Below are 17,574 nucleotides of genomic sequence, written 5' to 3' on the forward strand. Positions count from 1 at the left end.
TTAGGATTTCGAAATATTAGGGAGTATGGAAACGCCTGGATAAGTAAAATCCAACTGTATTATGTGTTCTCTTAACCGTACAAAATCTACGATTACACGGCAAAGGAGGGGTTCAAATATTATATTGTAACTCCATCTCACTTTCCCCGATGGAAGTATGTACAATTCCTAAGAAGTTTTCAGTGATGAAATATAGAAAATATGATAACGAATGTATGGGATTTTCTGTTTTTAATATATGTGAAAGCATTGATGCTGACAGGTTTAAAATTGTGAAGTCAACTTAAATAAACAATATTTCCTTTGATAAAGGAAATATTTATGACTGATAAAAGTGCTGTATATTGGTAAAGTCTAAGTGGTTCATTGGAAATCTATGGAGTGGATCTCTAATGACCTTTATGATGAATGCTTGTGTCAGATGAAACTTATTGGCGATGACGCTGTGCTTCGACCGCTTCTATAATTATTCAATCGGATTCAAGTTCGGTGATAATGGTGGATGGTAAATCGACATGGGACGATGCCTGTGTTTTCTAACGGGAACAGTTTTCGAATGGTGAATTCGTTACAGTCTAGATAAAAATCATGTGAGATTAGGCAGGAATCACAATCAAAAGCATAGCTTAAGTGACAGAAGACAATGTACCATCACAAAAGTTAAATAAAGGAAGGTGGAAAGTTATAAGTTGGTAAAAAAATCCTAAAATTAGTTAGAAAGGAGGATACTTGCTGGTGAGGGAATGTGTTAGTAAAGCGTTGATTCTGATGATGTCGGTGCTATTGTCATTTCAGCAATTTGATATATCTGCAGTAGCTGCCGCGTCAGAAGTACCAAATTTGGAACTGGATTTTAAAGCGCTACAACAAGAAGTACTTTCTGGAAAAACAGCTGATTTTGAGTTGAATGTAAAAGTAACAGGCTCCCAGACAACTTTGACGAATGGTAAACTCGTCGTGATTCTACCGAAGCATCCTGAGGTTCCCGTGACTTACTCGCAAATTCCAAACGGTGTTCCAGATGCAACATTAACAATCGCTGGTGTGAGTCCAATCTATAATGCGCAAAACGCTACATTAACTTACAATTTCAAAGAATTAAAATCCGGACAAGTCTACAAAACGATTATTCAGGCAGTTCCTGAGTTAGGAAAAACACCTGTCAGCGATAAAGAGAAAAATCTCGAAGCTGATGCGAGTGTGAAAGTAGACCAATATGCAGATGCGTTGAATTCAGGAAAGAAAACAACAAAAGTAATTTCAAATGGAGCTGTTAGTGCTAATACCACAACATCGGAAACAGCAAAAGAATCTACCGCAACATCGGAAACAGCAAAAGAATCTACCGCAACATCGGAAACAGCAAAAGAATCTACCGCAACATCGGAAACAGCAAAAGAATCTTTCGCAACATCGGGAACAGAGAAAGAATCTACCGCAACATCGGAAACAGCAAAAGAATCTTTCGCAACATCGGGAACAGAGAAAGAATCTACCACAACATCGGAAACAGCAAAAGAATCTACCGCAACATCGGAAACAGAGAAAGAATCTACCACAACATCGGAAACAGCAAAAGAATCTACCGCAACATCGGAAACAGAGAAAGAATCTACCACAACATCGGAAACAGCAAAAGGATCTACCGCAACATCGGAAACGGAGAAAGAATCTACCACAACATCGGAAACAGCAAAAGGATCTACCACAACATTGAAAACAGCGGTAGCATTTAACGCTACACTAGGAACAGCAAATCTAGAGTTGTATTTAAACTCTTTACAACAAGAAGTGCTTTCTGGAAAAACAGCCAATTATGAGTTGAATGTAAAAGTAACAGGCTCCCAGACAACTTTGACGAATGGCCAAATGGTTGTCAACTTACCGAAGCATCCAGAGGTTCCTATAATTTACCCGCAAATTCAAAACGGTGTTCCGAATGAAACATTAACGATTGATGGTGTGAGTCCAATCTATAATGCACAGAATGGTACTTTAACTTACAATTTCCCAGAATTGGTATCTGGACAAGTCTATAAAACCATTATTCAAGTAATTCCTGAACTAGGAAAAACGCCTGTTAGCGATAAAGATAAAAATATCAGGAATCTCGAATCTAATGCGAGTATTAAAGTAGATCAGTATGCGGAAGCTTTGGACTCCGGTAAAAAAACGACAATGGTCATTTCAAATGGAGCAGTGGGTATCTCTAAAACCTATACTAGTACAAAAAAGTACAGTAATAATAGCTGGACTTTGAGTACTGACGCTCCGGTTCAAGGGGACTTAGGTGGTTGGACGATTAAAGCCAGCATCCCTAAAACAGATGCAGGACTGAGCTATATTCAAGAAAATGGTAAAATCCGCATTGTCGATCAAATACCTGCAGGGCTCGTTTTTGATTCTACTTTACAAGACTCAGGGTTTACGGGTGTATATAATTCCTCAAATAACACAGTAACTTGGGAATTCGATGCACCAACTTTTGCTGAACAAGAACTAGTAAGTATTAATGGGAATTTATTTACAAAAGAGTTAAAGATTAATTTGAAATTTGATTCTAGTATCCCAGATTTCTCAACTATAACAAATACGGCAACAGCTACTTATCAGCCCTATAGGATTGGAAACATATCCAATATTAGTACATCAGGAAGTAGCGATATAATGATTGCAAGTGGTGGAGGACCCACGCCGGATGTTAATGGTCAGTATTACTATGGGGTGCATAGAGGGCCTTTGGATGGTAGTAGTGGGAAGATAAATAATGATAATAATAATTTAAATTATATACCAACTGTTACGGATGAGGCATATTTACGTTTTTTTAGTCCTTCGGTTATAGGCCCTTATGGGATGAACTATCGAATCAATTCAGGAGCTTGGCAAAATAACAATAGCCAGTATCCTTATCAACAAATAATAGATTCAGGATATAAAACCTATACGATGGAATATACCATTGACAGTAAATTAGATTTAACAGAACTTCTTTTGGTGAAACCTTATGAGTTCTATAATACATCAGTTGCAAAAAGACCACTTACACAAATACCAGATACATTTGTCCAATTAAAAATAAACGGTGTATGGAAATCAGAGTATCCTATTCAATTCCCAATTTCAAATCAAGTTGGTACAAACACAGGTAAATTGGATGTAACTCAATTTGGTAAGGATGGTCATGTCGAAGCTTTTCGTGTCATTTATAGAAATGCTTCAGGTAAAATGTATGGCACCGTTAATTCTTTTTATAATGTAGTAAAAGGTGCTGTAGGACAGACAGCCAATAGTGTAAAGAATTATTTTGAGTTAAATGATGGTACAAAAATAGAGCGTGAACCTATTGATGATTCATCACCTATGGGGAATCGCCATGTCAATATTGTTCAGAATTCAAGTGAGGATCCGCTTGTCCAATCTTCTATTCAGTTTGTAGATAGTGGAGGTAAGCCGTTAACAACAGGCTCAAACGTACAACGCGGGAACAACCGTATCCAAATTCAGTTCCAAAATAATGCTGCATCACAAGCGAATATTACAGGACCGCTGGAACTCGTTGCGTTATTACCAAAAGGGATCAACATATTGGACCAACCAAATATGTTGTACAGCAATAATTCAGTGAATCCGACATATCAAGTAATCGGTGAGGTTAACGGTCAACAACAAATCAAATTCACTTGGGATAATCAACGTTTATTACCTGGTGAAAAAATAACGGCAAACTTTGATGTGGATGTAACACGAACAGCGTTATCAAATCTAGAATTGCAAGTATATGGCTTCTCAGCGAATACGGGGCTGCAAGTACCTACTTCTCAAGGAAATGTTTATACAAAATCAGTTCTAGAAACAGATACGAATGATCTAAATCAAAACGGAAATACGACTCAGCCTCGTGTCAAGTCAGCTAATAAGTATTCGATTGTCAAGAACGATAACTTGCAAATTATGAAACAAGTAAAAGGTAGTTTAGACGATGAGTTTTCGTTATTTGGATATACAAACCCAGATGGAGATGTAACGTATCGTTTCAATTTAACTAATACAACGAATGAAATTATTGAGCAGTTTATGTTTCTAGATGTATTACCGTCAGTAGGGGATTTAGGAATTACGGATAACACAGAACGAGGTAGTAAATTTGAAACGACATTAAAAGGACCTATTAGTTTTGCGGGAACGAAATGGCAAGACCAAGTCACAGTTTACTACAGTATGTCCAAAAACCCAAAACGTGATGATTTATACGCAACAGTAGATTATTCGGTCGGTTCTACACCACAACCGAACCCAGCTGGTGCAGAGGATCCAAATTGGATGTTGGCAAGTGCGGTTACAAATTGGAACGATATTCATAGTTTCAAGATTGTCATGAATGATGGCGTCCAATGGTTAGAAGGACAAGATATTCAATTTGACGTAGAGGCAAAAGCGCCAGCCTTACCAGTAGACACGGCACTTTTTGACGAAAAGACACCTGAAGTGGACCGTGCTGCATGGAATTCCTTTGCAGTGACAACGAATGAACTTCTAGCTGTAGAACCCTTACGGGTAGGGGTTATTATGAAAGCGCAACCTGGATCACTTGAAATTACAAAAGTAGACGATCAAACAGGAAAAGTTCTCTCAGGTGCAACGTTTGAACTTCGGAAATATGAATCAGATAGTTCAACGCAGTATTCAGTAATAGCTAGTGGTACAACGGATGGAGTCGGGAAACTTTTACTTAAGGATATCCCTTTAGGTTCATATAAGCTTGTTGAAACGAAAGCACCAAATGATCATATGCTTTTAAGGGATCCGATAGACGTTAATATTACAACATCAGGCGAAGTGGTAAAACTGACAGTGAAAAACTCGAAGATAGGATGGGAGATACCAAAAACAGGCGGAATTGGGACCACTTTATTCTACGGAATTGGTGTATTACTTATGATAACCGCGTTATTCCTATTACTTCGCAAGAGAAGTCGAAATAAATAGATTCGAAAATTTATAGAGACGGTGAGGAAAAGAAAATGAAAAAAACGCTAAGGCTTTTACTAGCTTTTGTAGTAATGTTCGCAACATTACCGGGTATGTTTGCAAAGGCAGCAACCCCAACGAATGGTACTTTAACAATCCACAAGTATGAACAAGAAAAAAATGGAGCGCCAAGTACAGAAGGTGATGGTTCTGCAAATCAAACCATTCCTACAGATGCTAAGGCATTACCAGGCGTAACGTTTGAGATTAAACAAATTATGTCATTCAATAAGATTTCAAATGATGGAAAAATTGCAGAAGAATCTGTAACACCAGTAACAAATGCAACTCCGATTAAAGTAACAACAGATGCAGACGGTCAAGCTGTATTTAAAGATTTACCATTAGGTCGTTATGAAGTAAAAGAAGTTTCTGGTCCACCACATATTAATTTAAACCCAAATACATATACAGTCGATATTCCAATGACAAGTAAGAATGGTGACGTATTAAACTATGATGTTCACATGTATCCAAAGAACGAAATTAAACGCGGGGCAGTAGAATTAACAAAAAAAGGTGCAGAAGGTAAAGATCTAGCAGGTGCTGAATTCACTTTATTTAAAGCAGATGGCACAGCAGTAAAAACTGGTTTAACAACAGGTACTAATGGGAAAATTCGTGCAGAAGGTCTAGAATACGGTGATTACTATTTCCAAGAAATAAAAGCACCTACAGGATATGTTTTAGATTCAACAAAATATCCGTTTTCAATTCAAGAATCCGGTACAATTAATGCAGACGGTACGATTAAATCTGGTGTTGTCGTGCCAGTAGAAATTACAAACTATCTAGAACCAACAATTGATAAAAAGATTAATAACGATTTAGAGTTTTTACCAATTAATCCGTTAAAAGATTACAATTATGATATTAAAACGTTAATTCCAGAAGATATTAAGGATTATAAAAATTATGCAGTAACAGATACGCTTGATGATCGATTAACAATTCAAGGTACACCAGTTGTAACAATCGATGGCGTAGCAGTAGATGCAAGTGTTGTAGAAGTAACGGTAGATGGTCAAAAAGTAACAGCTACTGTAAAAGATTTTTCAAAGTTAGATGGTAAAAAAGAACTTCATTTGCAAATCAAGTCGCAAATTAAAGAAGAAACAGCGGCAGGAACAGAAATTCCAAATACAGCAGCAATTGATTTTACAAACAAAAACGACATAACAGGTAATAAGGAAACAAATCCAGTTATTGTAACACCAACAGCAGGAAGCATTCAATTAACAAAAGTGGATGGTGCAGACGGAAAAACATTAGCAGGTGCAGAATTTGAATTACGCGATAACGGTAAAGTCGTAGTATTAGGAGGGCAACCAGTAAAAGGTGTATCAGACGTAAATGGTTTGATCACATGGAACAATATCCCTTACGGAGATTACCAAATCGTTGAGACAAAAGCACCGACTTATATAAAAGATGATGGTACAACAGCTTCTTATCAACAATTAAGAGACCCAATTGATGTAACAATTAATGCAGATCATCAAAAAATTGAATTAGATGTAAAAAATAATAAGAGCGGCTGGTACCTTCCTTCAACAGGCGGTATGGGAACAATACTATTCTCTATAGTAGGTATTGTACTAATGGCTGCAGCGACATTTGTTTTCTTCCGAAGAAAAACAGTAAATAACTAATTATTTATATAGTTATACTTATAGTAGTTACATGTGAAAAGAGGAGAGCCATTCATTTCTCCTCTTTTCTGTATGTCAGTACATGGTAAAGGGGTCACTATGAAACGGAAGATTATTTTTGGATGTATTTTTTTATTAGGACTTGGTATTTTCTTATATCCTACCATAAGTAACTGGCTGGCTACGAGAACGCATTATTCTCAGGTTAGTTCGTATGATAAAACAGTAAAATCATTGCAAAAGAAAGAGCTAGAACGTCGGGAAAAAGAAGCGGATGCGTACAATAAACAAGTTCAAAATTCGAATCAAACATTTTCAGATCCATTCGCAGAAAAAGAAAAACGTGATGGGAAATCTTATGACGATGCCCTTAACATCGGGGATGTTATGGGGTATGTGGAAATCCCAAAAGTTAAGGTGAAACTCCCTATTTATCCAGGAACTTCTGAAGAAGTTTTAGGTCGGGGGGTAGGTCACTTGGACAAGTCTTCTTTGCCAGTAGGAGGAAAAGGAACACATACCGTATTAACAGGACATCGAGGTTTGCCTTCGGCATTATTGTTTACAGATTTAGATAAAATGAAGGAATCTGATGTGTTCTATATTCATTCCTTAGGTAAAGTCCTTGCCTATCAAGTTGATCAGATTAAAGTTGTATTACCAAGTGAAACAGAGGATTTACTCCCTGTAAATAATCAAGATTATGCCACACTACTTACTTGTACGCCTTATGGAGTGAATACGCATAGGTTATTAGTAAGAGGGCACCGCATTCCTTACGAACTGAAAGAAAAAGAAAAAGCGATCGCTTTAGCGCCATCTATGTTAGAAGATTGGAAGGTTATTGCCTCAATAAGCGCTATTGTAATAGCAGTAATACTCCTAAATTTCACGAAAGTTAGAAAGAAAAAGCAAACGAGTTAAATTGTCAAACATATAGAAATGTGAGCTTTGGGGTTAATAGATAATCGTCGATGTTTTTTATTTAAATAAGGATTGGGAGAAGTTTTAGAAAGAGAGTGAACGTTGATTGACAATAATAATAGAAGGAATATATCAAGAAATATTGGATGGAAGAAGACAAAGGATTTCCTCCTGGTACATGGAACTGGGATGTAGACAGAAAATTAAAAAGGAGGATAACAAGATATTTAATTGAGGATGTTTTAAAGTGGAGCGATGAGGATATTATAGAAAAGTGGAACTAGAATCACATCAAAAAATTTAAATTAACTAGTGTGATGCTGATTTATCGTGGTAGTCCATATGAAATGTTAAACGCAGCTTATTCGAATCGATTTGAACCATGGGAGTTGAAGCATATTCCTAGATGATTTTGGACATATGAAAAGAGTTTGGAAATGTTAAAAAAGATTATTGAAGAAAAAGAAAGTTTAACAGAGTTTCAATTACTAGAGAAGTATGATTTAAATTGGCTGGTGAAGAATAAGCTAGGTGGGGTATGTCCGAAGAATGATAGTCCGTATCAAATGTTAAATGCAGCATACCCAAATCGATTTAAAGAGTGGGAATTAAAAGTAGCACCTAATAGATTCTGGGAAAAAGAGAAAGAGAAAAAATATTAAGGATGAAATGGATAAATAAGGGATATCCATTTCGCAGTTATTAAAATGGGAGTGAGAAAATGGATGAAGCAAAACAAATTGAGTACCCTTTTAATAAATATTGGAAATGCAGTACATCTACGATGTTAAAAGAGATATATTTAAAAGAATTTGAAGCAGAAAACGGTAAGGATGTGTACTGAATGTATGAAAAGGGGATTATTCAGTACGATATTATTTGTTTTTGGATTAGGAGTATTTCTATACCCAACTGTTTCAAATTACATCAATCATCGTATGTATGAAGTAGTCATTACAGATTATGAAAAACAGATGGGGAAATTAGCAGATGTGGACATACGTAAAAAGTTTCAAGTAATGGCAGCTTATAACGAATCATTAAAAGGGTTAGCCATTCCTACGGCAGATCCTTTTAGCAGTAGCGACAAGAAAAATACAATGCTTGTCAATATGATAAAAGAAGATGATGTACTTGGTACCGTTAGCATTCCGAAAATCAATGAAGAACTTCCCATCTACTTAGGTGCAAACGAGAAGCATCTAAGCATGGGTGTTGGTCAAATTGGTGGAACTTCCTTTCCTATCGGTGGACCGGATTCGCATACTGTATTAGCGGGACATCGTGGTTATCATGGTGCCAAGATGTTCCGGTATCTCGATCAACTTGAAAATGGTGACAAATTCTATATTCGTATTTTAGGAAAAGAATTAACATATGAAGTAACGGGAAGCGAAGTCATTTATCCTAACCAAGTGGATAAACTCGCGATTGTGAAGGGAAAGGATAAGGCTACATTACTCACATGTGAACCTTACACGTCAAGTAAATACCGTTTACTCATTTATGGTGAGAGGATAAAAGAAGAAATACCTCAAAATGATACACAAGCTCATACAGAAAGTATCAAACAATCCCAAACACATGACTTTATCAAAACAATCGGTTTTATCATAATAGGACTGCTGGTTATTTTTATTGGATTGTTTGGGTTGCTAAGGAAGAAAAAATAAACCGTGAGAAGATATAAGTAAATTTCAAAAAGAGATAAAGGTGGATTGTCTAATGAATGTAGAAATGAATTGTATAACACTAAGATACCTAGTAGAAAATAAGAGAGCAGAAATGATTCAATTAACAAAACATTATATGCTCACTTCCTTGGAAGTTATTCGAATAAGTCAAGAATTAGATAATTTATTGAATATGTTACGAAAATGCGAATGACATTTAACTAGGTTTCCGAAAAGAATTATCCTCACATGAAACTAAAGCAAGATCAAACAAGAAAATTTATAAAAAACATTAGTAATTACTCAGTCACCCCTATGATTTAGCTGTTTAATATTTTTATTTTGCAGTTTAATTCCTTAACTTCCTAATGTTAAATATATCAACTTACGGAAGTTGACGTGTATGATCAACAAATCAGTTATTTTAAAAGCTTATGAAAAAGGGCCATCAACCTGATCATAAATGTCATACACTTTGCCAAGTGGAACATCCAGATCGTGTGATTATTCATCCTGTGAAAGTGTGCTAGTGTTGTCAATCATCATTTAGAAAGTGAACCTGTTAGCTCGAAAAAAGTACGACAAGTGCCAACATGTTTTGTGCAATGTGCATCTTCTTCGTGAATTGCACGGTATATTTGAACTAACGAAGCAAGAATGGGCACAAGAAATGGCTGATTTTCTTTTGAAAGTGAAAAATCAAAAGGAAACAGGTGAATTAGATGCAAAAAAATTGTCAACTTGCATCGAGAATGTGAAATTAAAAGGAGAAGAATCGAATCCTATTCGCCCAAAAGAAAAAAATACGTCCGCGGCAGACAGAAGCAAAGTCTGGCACGTAATCTCTTAAATCTCGATTTTGGCATTTATTCTCTATCCCGCTAATTCATTGTTTTTACAAGAATCTAGAATTGGAAGAATCCCTACTGACACTAATTAATAATAATAGTTCAGTTGCAGCCTTGAAGAAAACTTTGAAATTACATATTTTAGAAATGTTTTCGGGAATAATCGATGATGAATATTTTTAAAAAGAACTAGAATAGCACAAATACATGTAAAAATTGGTCTACAGACAAAATGGTATTTATGTGCTTTTCAAAATATATTTATAACGATTATTGAGATTATTGAAAAGAATCTTTCTGAAAAAGAACTTTATTATTCTAGTGTAAAAGCACTCTCAAAATTATTTAACTTAGAGCAACAAATAGTTCTTGAAGAATATGATAAAGAGATAAGTAGAATTAAAGAAAAATCAAATAAACAGGTAGAAAAAACTAAAATTCAAGTTGTGAATTCAACTGAAAATTTAGCAGCAATTTCAGAACAAACGAATGCAGCATTTCAAGAATTACATATTCATTGCACAGAAATGGTGGAAACCGTAAATGCTGGAAAAGAGTTATCTGCTTTAGCGGAGGAGAGAGCAGAAAATGGGAAATTTCAAATAAGTAAACAGAATAGTAATATGAAGAAGGTTCATAAGGCAGTCAAAATAATTTCCAATGATATAAAAGAGTTATTAAAAATAACAAAGGAAGTTCAAGGCATTATTGATATTGTAACGAAAATAGCTGATCAAACTAATTTATTATCTTTAAACGCAGCAATTGAAGCAGCAAGGGCCGGCGAACATGGAAGAGGATTTGCAGTTGTAGCAGACGAAGTTAAAAAATTATCAGAAGTAACGAAAAAATCAGTCTCAAATGTAGCTCATTTAATTTTATCCACAGTGTCTAATGTGGAAAAGTTATCAGCTTCACTTGACATGATTAATGAATCTGTTCATGACGAACATCAAATTATGAAACAAACAGACATATGTTTTGAGCAAATTTTACAATCTATGAAAGAAACCCAAGAAAATAATGAACATTCACAAGAAGAGATTAATGTTTTTGCTAACGTTGTCAATGAATTAGGTAAAGCATTTGAAGAAGTTGCATTGTCGGCTGACCGACTTGCTAGTTTTGCTAATGAATTAAACAATGGATAAGGGGTCTTCTAAATGTGTAAAAAAATACCGAAGGAATTAACATACTATTTAAAATTAGGTGATGCTGTTGTAATCGTTGATGAAAATCAATTAATTATCGATGTTAATCAACAATACGAAACGATCACCGGCTATAAAAGAGAAGTTCTTATTGGACTACCAGTAGAGAGTTTAAAATCGAGTGTAACGCCGTTTGTTATGTATAAACCGTTAAAAAGTACATTAAAAAAAGGACAGCCATGGTCTGGGACAATGGTTCATGTCAACAAATCATTAGAGCTAAGATATTCATTTATAACGATTACGCCAATTGAAATAAAAGGAATTATTTATTATGTAGGAGTTATGCGCTTAGCAGAACAACTATTGATAGATGAAGTGAATCAGAAGAAAATAGAGCACAAGGAGCTATTTCAGTTGTTAGCTCTATCAAGTGAAATGCGCGATGTAAATATAGCAGAACATCTTTTGAATGTGCAAAATTTAGTAGAGGAATTGTTGCTAAGCCTCTTTGAAGATAGAACTTATAATTTATCGTTAGAGTATGTTAGTAAAATTATAGAATATAGTGTTTTACATGACATTGGAAAATCGGGAATACCAGAATCAATCCTGTATAAAACTGGACCACTAACAATCTATGAAAAAAAAATTATAAAGATGCATCCTCTTATGGGGATAGATGTATTGAACAAACTATCTAATGAAATGAATAATAAAATTTTTGATGACAAAAAAATAGCTGAAAATATTATTAAATATCATCATGAGAACTGGGATGGAACAGGATATCCAATGGGGTTAAAAGGAGAAGAAATTCCTTTTGAAGCGAGAGTAATATCTATAGTAGATGTTTACGACGCCTTAGTTAGTGATAGAGCTTATAAAAAAGCTTGGACAAAAGAAGAAGCTCTTTCTTATTTAAAAGAACAGAAGGCTATTAAGTTTGACCCTCATTTAGTAGAAGTGTTTATCGAAAAAGTTATTCAGAAAGATAGTATTTTTCTATAAGTCCAAATCTCGTAGAGGGGGAAACACAACTTTAAATTTCCATAAATATTCATTTTTGTTAAAAATTTATTAAAAAAATTTAGAAGCCATTTATATAAGTTGATCTTCGTTACGACTGGGCGACTCCTAGGGGATCAGCGATAGAGAAACGAAGGTTAAAACCATTACATCCTGTGAAAATGCCTTCGTGACCAACCGAGGGCACTGAAAAACTTACGTTTTCATAAAAGCGAACCTTTTTCAGATAAAAATAAGGCACTTCTTGTTCAATTTTGAACAGGAAGTGCCTTATTTCTGTCTCTATTCCTTATTCATTTTCGTTTAGTAGCTTTAATATCCGTTTCAAATTGATGGCGAATATCGTTGTAGCACCTTGAATTTCCATGCCAAATAGACCCGCAGTCGATGCCGTATCGTACCCGCGTCCGTTTTTTACGTGACTAAAATAATAGTGTGATACATTGCGTTGTTTGGAGAAGCATCGCTCGCCCGCGGAAAGCGAGCGGAATGCTTCGGAAAACAACAGTAGAGTCACAGTGCCAAATGAAAAAAGCGAGGCATTCAACGATTAAATCGTTGAATACCTCGCAATGTGAGAAGCTATGGACTTTTTCAGTGCCCTCTAATCAATGCACCTATTTTTTAGTGTACGGTTTCATTTATTTTTGATTTCAATGTTAACCTAATAAAATGTTTAATTTCTCTCTTTTTGTTTAAAGAAAGATGTTCATTTAACAATTTTACTACGTCTTGCTTAAAAAACTTTCGAATTTGAAGTTTACTGTATTTATTCATTACTGCAGGCTGATCAATTGCAACCTTTTTCACTTCCTCTGAAGTCAATAGTGCAACAAAGTTCTCGAAAGAAAGATATGGATTTAGTTTGGCTCTACGTTCAAAGCTAATTTTTACTTTTCCGTTAGAGACTTTTTCTATTAATATAATACCCCAATAATTTGGTATGATTTGTTCTGCATCTTGCAACAATTTTTTCCAGTAACAATATAATTCATCTCAAAGTTTAAATCATATTCTAGAATTTGTGTCTTTAAGCGTTTTAATGAGTCGTAATCGCTCTTTATTTCATATGCAATAACATGACCATTTACTGCTACTACATCCGCCCTAGCTTTTCCAGAGGGTACAGTGAATTCCTCATATATATAGCACTCTTTATAATCATTTAAACGATTTATAAGTGCATTTCGCATTTCCTTTTCATCAACTTTCATCATACAAAAACACTCCTTAGTAAGTATTTTAACTTTAGAGCTTGAAATTTTAAAGTAAAATAAAAATTGACTTTTATTGACCCCAATCTATACAACTGCCGCCAAGCTAAGCCCCAAACTCTCTCCGCTTAGCCCCAATACAATGTTATTATATGCAGTATCTTGCAATTTATCATAGATGAAAAATTGCTGTTAAAACGTTGATACATAAAGCTTCTTAGATTATTAATGCACCATCTTACGCCTTGGGAATAATAGAAATAGTATAGCATAATGTGGTTGGGGGAATCTTGCTATAGCAATGGGTTTCTTCCATATTTAGCCCAACTGCCTGTAAATGTCTTGCTGGATGCTTGTCACTCACATACTTTCATCACTGTTCTTTTCTATATATATAAAAGCAATGTCCTCAAAATGCATTCAAGGACATTGCCAAAATCGATTGTACAACCGATGAATTATTTATTGAAGCGTACAAGGCGCTCAATTGGAAGACGTGAAGAACCATAAGCTGGTCCAGCTGCCTCGCCAATCGCTAATAATAAAATAGGTACTTCGTTCGTTGGTAATTCCATATATTCAGCAAATTTTGATTTGTCGAAGCCGCCCATTGCGACTGTATCATAGCCCATTTCCTTCGCTAATAGCATAATTTGCATTGAAATTAAACCTGCGTCAAAGTGAACGATATTTAGTAGTGCCTCTTTTGGAAGCGCACCATACATTCCTAGAGAATCCTGGGCAAGCTTATTTGCAATTTCTTCAGGCATATAGCCTAGCTCAACATTTTCTGCATAAATTTCCTCTGAATTTAGATACATTTCTGTATCTCCAATGACAGCGATAATGGCAGATGCTGTTTCGATTTGTTCTTGATTAAATGAAAAAATATTAATGTTTTTTTGGATTTCTTTATCATCGATGACGATAAAGCGCCATGGTTGCATATTACTTGAAGATGGGGATGAAGTTGCATTTTGTAACAGTTGCATAATCGTTTCACGAGAAATCGTTGTGTTAGCATTGTATTTACGAACCGATTTACGCTCGTGCATAATTTGTTTTACTGGTGTAGTTGTTGTCATATTATTTCCCTCTTTTACTAAATATAAATTAAACTGCTTTAATTGTTACGTTGATATTGCCCATTGTCGCTTTTGAGTATGGACAAACGGTATGTGTAAACTCTAATAATTGTTGTGCTTCTTCAATTGATAAGCCTTCAATATGTCCTTCAATGTCAACAGCAAGCACGTAGTCAAATGCAGCTTGCTCCATTAGTTTAACCGTTGCTTTAATTGTTGATGCCCCTTGAATTTTCTTTTGACGTTTAATTAAATCTAAAGCGCTATTAAAGCAAGCGCTATAACCTGCTGCAAATAGTTGTTCGGGGTTTGTAACATCCTCTAATTTCGAGCCAGGTGGTGCAATATTTAATGATAACGATTGATCCTCTGCATACGATTTACCATTACGACCACCGTTATTAATCATTGTTGTTGTATATAATTCTTTCATAAGATTGGCCTCCTTTTCTGTGGCACTATCAAATTAAATTGTGTACAATTTAATTGCGCGTAATAGATTGTATACAATTTAATTGTGTTTGACAAGTAGAAACTTTATTTTTAATATAATTAGTATCAAAAGTACTTAAAGAGGGGATTCCTATGCCGAATCATTTAGATAATCAACTATGCTTTCTTTTGTATGCGACTTCAAAGGAAATCATTCGACAATATACGATGCTATTAAAGCCATACGATTTAACTTATACAGGTTATATTGCCATACTAGCCATAGAGGACGATGAGCAAATTACGGTGAAGGAATTGGGGCAACGTTTATTTTTAGACTCTGGTACATTAACACCAGTATTAAAAAAGTTAGAGGTAACAGGCTACGTCCGTCGTGAGCGTTCCAAAGAAGACGAGCGACAAATGCAAATCTATTTAACAAAAACAGGAATTGAAGTACGCCAAAAGCTACCTGAAGTGTCACGTCAAGTAATGAAGAAAACGAACATTTCAGATCAGCAGTATGTGCAGCTGAAAAACGCCCTTCAAGATATTTTACAAAACGACTTGCCAATTAAGGATGAAAAATTAGGAAAATAAACTGATATAGGAGTCTCTCCCTGAACTATTGGATCAATCACAGAAGTGAGCTTCAGGAAGCCCACTTTTTCAGAGGTGGGAGGAATGAAGTGCTTTTTCTTTATAGAACATATGTTTATATTGTATATTGTGAATAATCAAAAAAAGGAGTGGCGGGTAATGACGAAATGGAAGAAAGATTGTTTTATTATAGAACTCAAGTTACTTATAGATACATGGCAAAAGGATCTCCTATTAAAACGTTTTGAAATTGCCCGTGCACTCTATAATACAACTTTGTCTTATGCAGTAAAACAATATACTTTCATGCAAGAATCAAAACACTATCGAAAACAATTACGTGGCTATCAAAAAGCGAAAAAAACGAATGATTCAAAAGAATTGAAGCAGACCGCAAAAGAATTAGATAACATTCGTCAATCTTTTGGATTAAGTGAATATCAACTGCATGCGTATATTAAAAAGCATCAACATAACTATAAAAACATATAGATAGCAATACTTCTCAGAAAATCGCCTCTACTGTCTGGAGAGCGGTTCAAGATGTTCTATTTAAAGGGAGCAAAGCACACTTTAAACGGTACGGAATGCTTCATTCTGTTGAAGGGAAATCTAATAAAGCAGGCATTCGATTTAAAGAGAATAATTGGAGAAACAAAAAAGACGTTTATTACGCAAGTTGGATAGAAGTCGTAGAAGTACCAATCCTAACAATTTCAAAAAGGATGGGACTATAAAACATGGCGTCAAACTCCATTGGACATATAGTAAAAACTATCAAAAAACAAAAGAACAAGTAAAAGAATTATATAGAAAGAAAGCTTCCTACATCAAAGAAAAACATGGTGCGTTAGCAAATAAAATCTTGTCTCTTGGCGATGAGGTGTACATTGAAACCATGCATTTTAAAGGATTGGCAAAACGTGCAAAAGAAACCAAAACAACTATACAGGGCAAAATCCAATCCAAAAAGCGTTTTGGAAAAAGCATTGGGAATCATGCCCCAGCCATGCTAGTGGAAATCATTAATCAAAAATTAGGTTACACAAAGCAAACGATACAGAAAGTAAATACGATAACCTTTCGAGCCAGTCAGTATAACCATGTGACGGATCGTTATGAAAAGAAAAAACTCCATCAACGTTGGCGTCAAATTGGAAGTCATCTCGTACAACGAGATTTATATAGTGCGTTTTTACTGATGAATAGTGATCCAAATTTACAACAAACTAATCAAGACTTATGCAATAAAACGTTTACTACCTTTTTAGAGTTACACAATCAACATATCGAAGACTTGAAACAGGTAAAGAAAACATTCCCTCTTAGCATGGGGATCCAACAAATCAAGTGAGGGGTATTCCTCCGTAGGTAGAGCTACCTGCCTTCGTTAAAACTTATTGCCAACACAACATCGGTTGTGTAAATAAGAAAGTCTTATGGAACAGAAGATAAATCAAAGATGTTGTACACAGGACATGGCAACACCATCTGTGGAGAGCTTTGTAACGCTTCTCTTAAGTATATAAGAACCCCACTGCTTTAGCTGTGGGAGTAGTCAGATAACACAAAATGTTAACGCCAGCTATCAAGTTGGCGGTTTTTTATTTTATATAATAAAAACAGGGATAATCAAAGACATTTTAATTGTCTCAATCTAGCCCACAAACCTCAAAGACATGGCTATATCCTACAAATTAATGATAACTGTTAAAAAGAAATCGAAGTGTTGAAATGGATGAACGTAATGCAGCAGGAAACTATGTCGTGATTGAACATGCTAATAATGAATTTAGTATAGTTGCACATTTTAAAAAGAACGCAATTTTAGTAAAATCAACATCGTAACAGGAGGGAACTTATTGGGAAATGCGGAAACTCTGGTAATTCATCAGAACCTCATATTCATTTTCAGGTAATGGATTCCCCTGATAT

19 protein-coding genes and 1 pseudogene are annotated in these 17,574 nt (G+C 35.1%); 16 read left to right on the forward strand and 4 right to left on the reverse strand.

From position 1 onward, the window contains the following. The first annotated feature begins 768 nt into the window (after nucleotides 1-768). From FJQ98_RS02375 to FJQ98_RS02425, 12 genes and pseudogenes are all read left to right on the forward strand, one after another. Complete coding sequence (locus FJQ98_RS02375) at nucleotides 769-4,989, forward strand: SpaA isopeptide-forming pilin-related protein (RefSeq protein ID WP_425492694.1); 4,221 nt, start codon at nucleotides 769-771, stop codon at nucleotides 4,987-4,989. Nucleotides 4,990-5,024: 35 nt separating this feature from the next. Then, the gene (locus FJQ98_RS02380; protein ID WP_053597142.1) at nucleotides 5,025-6,683 is read left to right on the forward strand and encodes a SpaA isopeptide-forming pilin-related protein; all 1,659 of its coding nucleotides are present in this window, start codon (nucleotides 5,025-5,027) and stop codon (nucleotides 6,681-6,683) included. 99 nt (nucleotides 6,684-6,782) lie between these two features. Then, complete coding sequence (locus FJQ98_RS02385; protein WP_053597148.1) at nucleotides 6,783-7,607, forward strand: class C sortase; 825 nt, start codon at nucleotides 6,783-6,785, stop codon at nucleotides 7,605-7,607. A 437-nt stretch (nucleotides 7,608-8,044) separates the two neighbouring features. Continuing rightward, a complete protein-coding gene (locus tag FJQ98_RS26590) occupies nucleotides 8,045-8,269 on the forward strand; it encodes a hypothetical protein (RefSeq protein WP_053597141.1) in 225 nt (74 codons plus the stop codon). A gap of 59 nt (nucleotides 8,270-8,328) precedes the next feature. After that, a complete protein-coding gene (locus FJQ98_RS27095) occupies nucleotides 8,329-8,451 on the forward strand; it encodes a hypothetical protein (RefSeq protein WP_277815986.1) in 123 nt (40 codons plus the stop codon). A 4-nt stretch (nucleotides 8,452-8,455) separates the two neighbouring features. Next, nucleotides 8,456-9,280, forward strand: a complete 825-nt coding sequence (locus FJQ98_RS02395; RefSeq protein ID WP_053597140.1) for a class C sortase — start codon at nucleotides 8,456-8,458, stop codon at nucleotides 9,278-9,280. A 64-nt stretch (nucleotides 9,281-9,344) separates the two neighbouring features. Then, complete coding sequence (locus FJQ98_RS02400; RefSeq protein WP_343069283.1) at nucleotides 9,345-9,494, forward strand: aspartyl-phosphate phosphatase Spo0E family protein; 150 nt, start codon at nucleotides 9,345-9,347, stop codon at nucleotides 9,492-9,494. Nucleotides 9,495-9,833: 339 nt separating this feature from the next. Further along, nucleotides 9,834-10,130 carry an IS66 family transposase gene (locus FJQ98_RS02405; protein WP_143115073.1) on the forward strand — a complete coding sequence of 99 codons (297 nt, stop codon included), beginning with the start codon at nucleotides 9,834-9,836 and terminating at the stop codon, nucleotides 10,128-10,130. Nucleotides 10,131-10,164: 34 nt separating this feature from the next. Continuing rightward, nucleotides 10,165-10,311: a protoglobin domain-containing protein gene (locus tag FJQ98_RS27480; RefSeq protein WP_425492695.1), complete on the forward strand. Its 147-nt coding sequence runs from the start codon at nucleotides 10,165-10,167 to the stop codon at nucleotides 10,309-10,311. Nucleotides 10,312-10,343: 32 nt separating this feature from the next. Next, nucleotides 10,344-10,457 (forward strand): annotated as a pseudogene (locus FJQ98_RS27485) (hypothetical protein); the annotation flags it as partial. Between the two features lie 117 nt (nucleotides 10,458-10,574). After that, complete coding sequence (locus tag FJQ98_RS02420; RefSeq protein ID WP_281399232.1) at nucleotides 10,575-11,279, forward strand: methyl-accepting chemotaxis protein; 705 nt, start codon at nucleotides 10,575-10,577, stop codon at nucleotides 11,277-11,279. A 12-nt stretch (nucleotides 11,280-11,291) separates the two neighbouring features. Further along, on the forward strand, nucleotides 11,292-12,290 hold the full coding sequence (locus FJQ98_RS02425; RefSeq protein ID WP_201406610.1) for an HD domain-containing phosphohydrolase: 999 nt from the start codon (nucleotides 11,292-11,294) through the stop codon (nucleotides 12,288-12,290). A gap of 642 nt (nucleotides 12,291-12,932) precedes the next feature. Here the strand turns inward: FJQ98_RS02425 and FJQ98_RS02430 are convergent. The 4 genes from FJQ98_RS02430 to FJQ98_RS02445 form a co-directional block, all read right to left on the reverse strand. Continuing rightward, a complete protein-coding gene (locus FJQ98_RS02430; protein WP_198926850.1) occupies nucleotides 12,933-13,274 on the reverse strand; it encodes a hypothetical protein in 342 nt (113 codons plus the stop codon). Next, nucleotides 13,226-13,525 carry a sce7726 family protein gene (locus tag FJQ98_RS02435; RefSeq protein WP_198926851.1) on the reverse strand — a complete coding sequence of 100 codons (300 nt, stop codon included), beginning with the start codon at nucleotides 13,523-13,525 and terminating at the stop codon, nucleotides 13,226-13,228. Before FJQ98_RS02435 ends, FJQ98_RS02430 begins: the two co-directional genes overlap by 49 nt. 455 nt (nucleotides 13,526-13,980) lie before the next feature. After that, a complete protein-coding gene (locus FJQ98_RS02440) occupies nucleotides 13,981-14,607 on the reverse strand; it encodes a nitroreductase family protein (protein ID WP_053593626.1) in 627 nt (208 codons plus the stop codon). A gap of 28 nt (nucleotides 14,608-14,635) precedes the next feature. Beyond that, complete coding sequence (locus FJQ98_RS02445; protein WP_053593627.1) at nucleotides 14,636-15,040, reverse strand: Ohr family peroxiredoxin; 405 nt, start codon at nucleotides 15,038-15,040, stop codon at nucleotides 14,636-14,638. A gap of 152 nt (nucleotides 15,041-15,192) precedes the next feature. Between FJQ98_RS02445 and FJQ98_RS02450 the strand changes: the two genes are divergently transcribed. From FJQ98_RS02450 to FJQ98_RS26505, 4 genes are all read left to right on the forward strand, one after another. After that, a complete protein-coding gene (locus FJQ98_RS02450) occupies nucleotides 15,193-15,639 on the forward strand; it encodes a MarR family winged helix-turn-helix transcriptional regulator (RefSeq protein WP_053593628.1) in 447 nt (148 codons plus the stop codon). Between the two features lie 159 nt (nucleotides 15,640-15,798). Beyond that, the gene (locus tag FJQ98_RS26595) at nucleotides 15,799-16,131 is read left to right on the forward strand and encodes a hypothetical protein (RefSeq protein WP_246494265.1); all 333 of its coding nucleotides are present in this window, start codon (nucleotides 15,799-15,801) and stop codon (nucleotides 16,129-16,131) included. A 154-nt stretch (nucleotides 16,132-16,285) separates the two neighbouring features. After that, entirely contained in the window at nucleotides 16,286-16,993 is a 708-nt protein-coding gene (locus FJQ98_RS26600; protein WP_246494267.1) for a hypothetical protein, read from the forward strand. Nucleotides 16,994-17,373: 380 nt separating this feature from the next. Next, on the forward strand, nucleotides 17,374-17,487 hold the full coding sequence (locus FJQ98_RS26505) for a M23 family metallopeptidase (protein ID WP_220443507.1): 114 nt from the start codon (nucleotides 17,374-17,376) through the stop codon (nucleotides 17,485-17,487). Nucleotides 17,488-17,574: the final 87 nt, after the last annotated feature.

This window comes from Lysinibacillus agricola, assembly GCF_016638705.1.
GTDB lineage: Bacteria > Bacillota > Bacilli > Bacillales_A > Planococcaceae > Lysinibacillus > Lysinibacillus agricola.

Excerpts from the sequence above, each read along its gene's own strand:
- FJQ98_RS27095 (WP_277815986.1), top strand. The coding sequence starts at position 8,329 with ATGGATGAAGCAAAACAAATTGAGTACCCTTTTAATAAATATTGGAAA.
- FJQ98_RS02380 (WP_053597142.1), top strand. The coding sequence starts at position 5,025 with ATGAAAAAAACGCTAAGGCTTTTACTAGCTTTTGTAGTAATGTTCGCA.
- FJQ98_RS26595 (WP_246494265.1), top strand. The coding sequence starts at position 15,799 with ATGACGAAATGGAAGAAAGATTGTTTTATTATAGAACTCAAGTTACTT.
- FJQ98_RS26505 (WP_220443507.1), top strand. The coding sequence starts at position 17,374 with ATGGATGAACGTAATGCAGCAGGAAACTATGTCGTGATTGAACATGCT.
- FJQ98_RS02425 (WP_201406610.1), top strand. The coding sequence starts at position 11,292 with ATGTGTAAAAAAATACCGAAGGAATTAACATACTATTTAAAATTAGGT.
- FJQ98_RS02375 (WP_425492694.1), top strand. The coding sequence starts at position 769 with ATGATGTCGGTGCTATTGTCATTTCAGCAATTTGATATATCTGCAGTA.
- FJQ98_RS02400 (WP_343069283.1), top strand. The coding sequence starts at position 9,345 with ATGAATTGTATAACACTAAGATACCTAGTAGAAAATAAGAGAGCAGAA.
- FJQ98_RS26590 (WP_053597141.1), top strand. The coding sequence starts at position 8,045 with ATGTTAAAAAAGATTATTGAAGAAAAAGAAAGTTTAACAGAGTTTCAA.
- FJQ98_RS02385 (WP_053597148.1), top strand. The coding sequence starts at position 6,783 with ATGAAACGGAAGATTATTTTTGGATGTATTTTTTTATTAGGACTTGGT.
- FJQ98_RS02440 (WP_053593626.1), bottom strand. The coding sequence starts at position 14,607 with ATGACAACAACTACACCAGTAAAACAAATTATGCACGAGCGTAAATCG.
- FJQ98_RS02395 (WP_053597140.1), top strand. The coding sequence starts at position 8,456 with ATGAAAAGGGGATTATTCAGTACGATATTATTTGTTTTTGGATTAGGA.
- FJQ98_RS02445 (WP_053593627.1), bottom strand. The coding sequence starts at position 15,040 with ATGAAAGAATTATATACAACAACAATGATTAATAACGGTGGTCGTAAT.
- FJQ98_RS02450 (WP_053593628.1), top strand. The coding sequence starts at position 15,193 with ATGCCGAATCATTTAGATAATCAACTATGCTTTCTTTTGTATGCGACT.
- FJQ98_RS02435 (WP_198926851.1), bottom strand. The coding sequence starts at position 13,525 with ATGATGAAAGTTGATGAAAAGGAAATGCGAAATGCACTTATAAATCGT.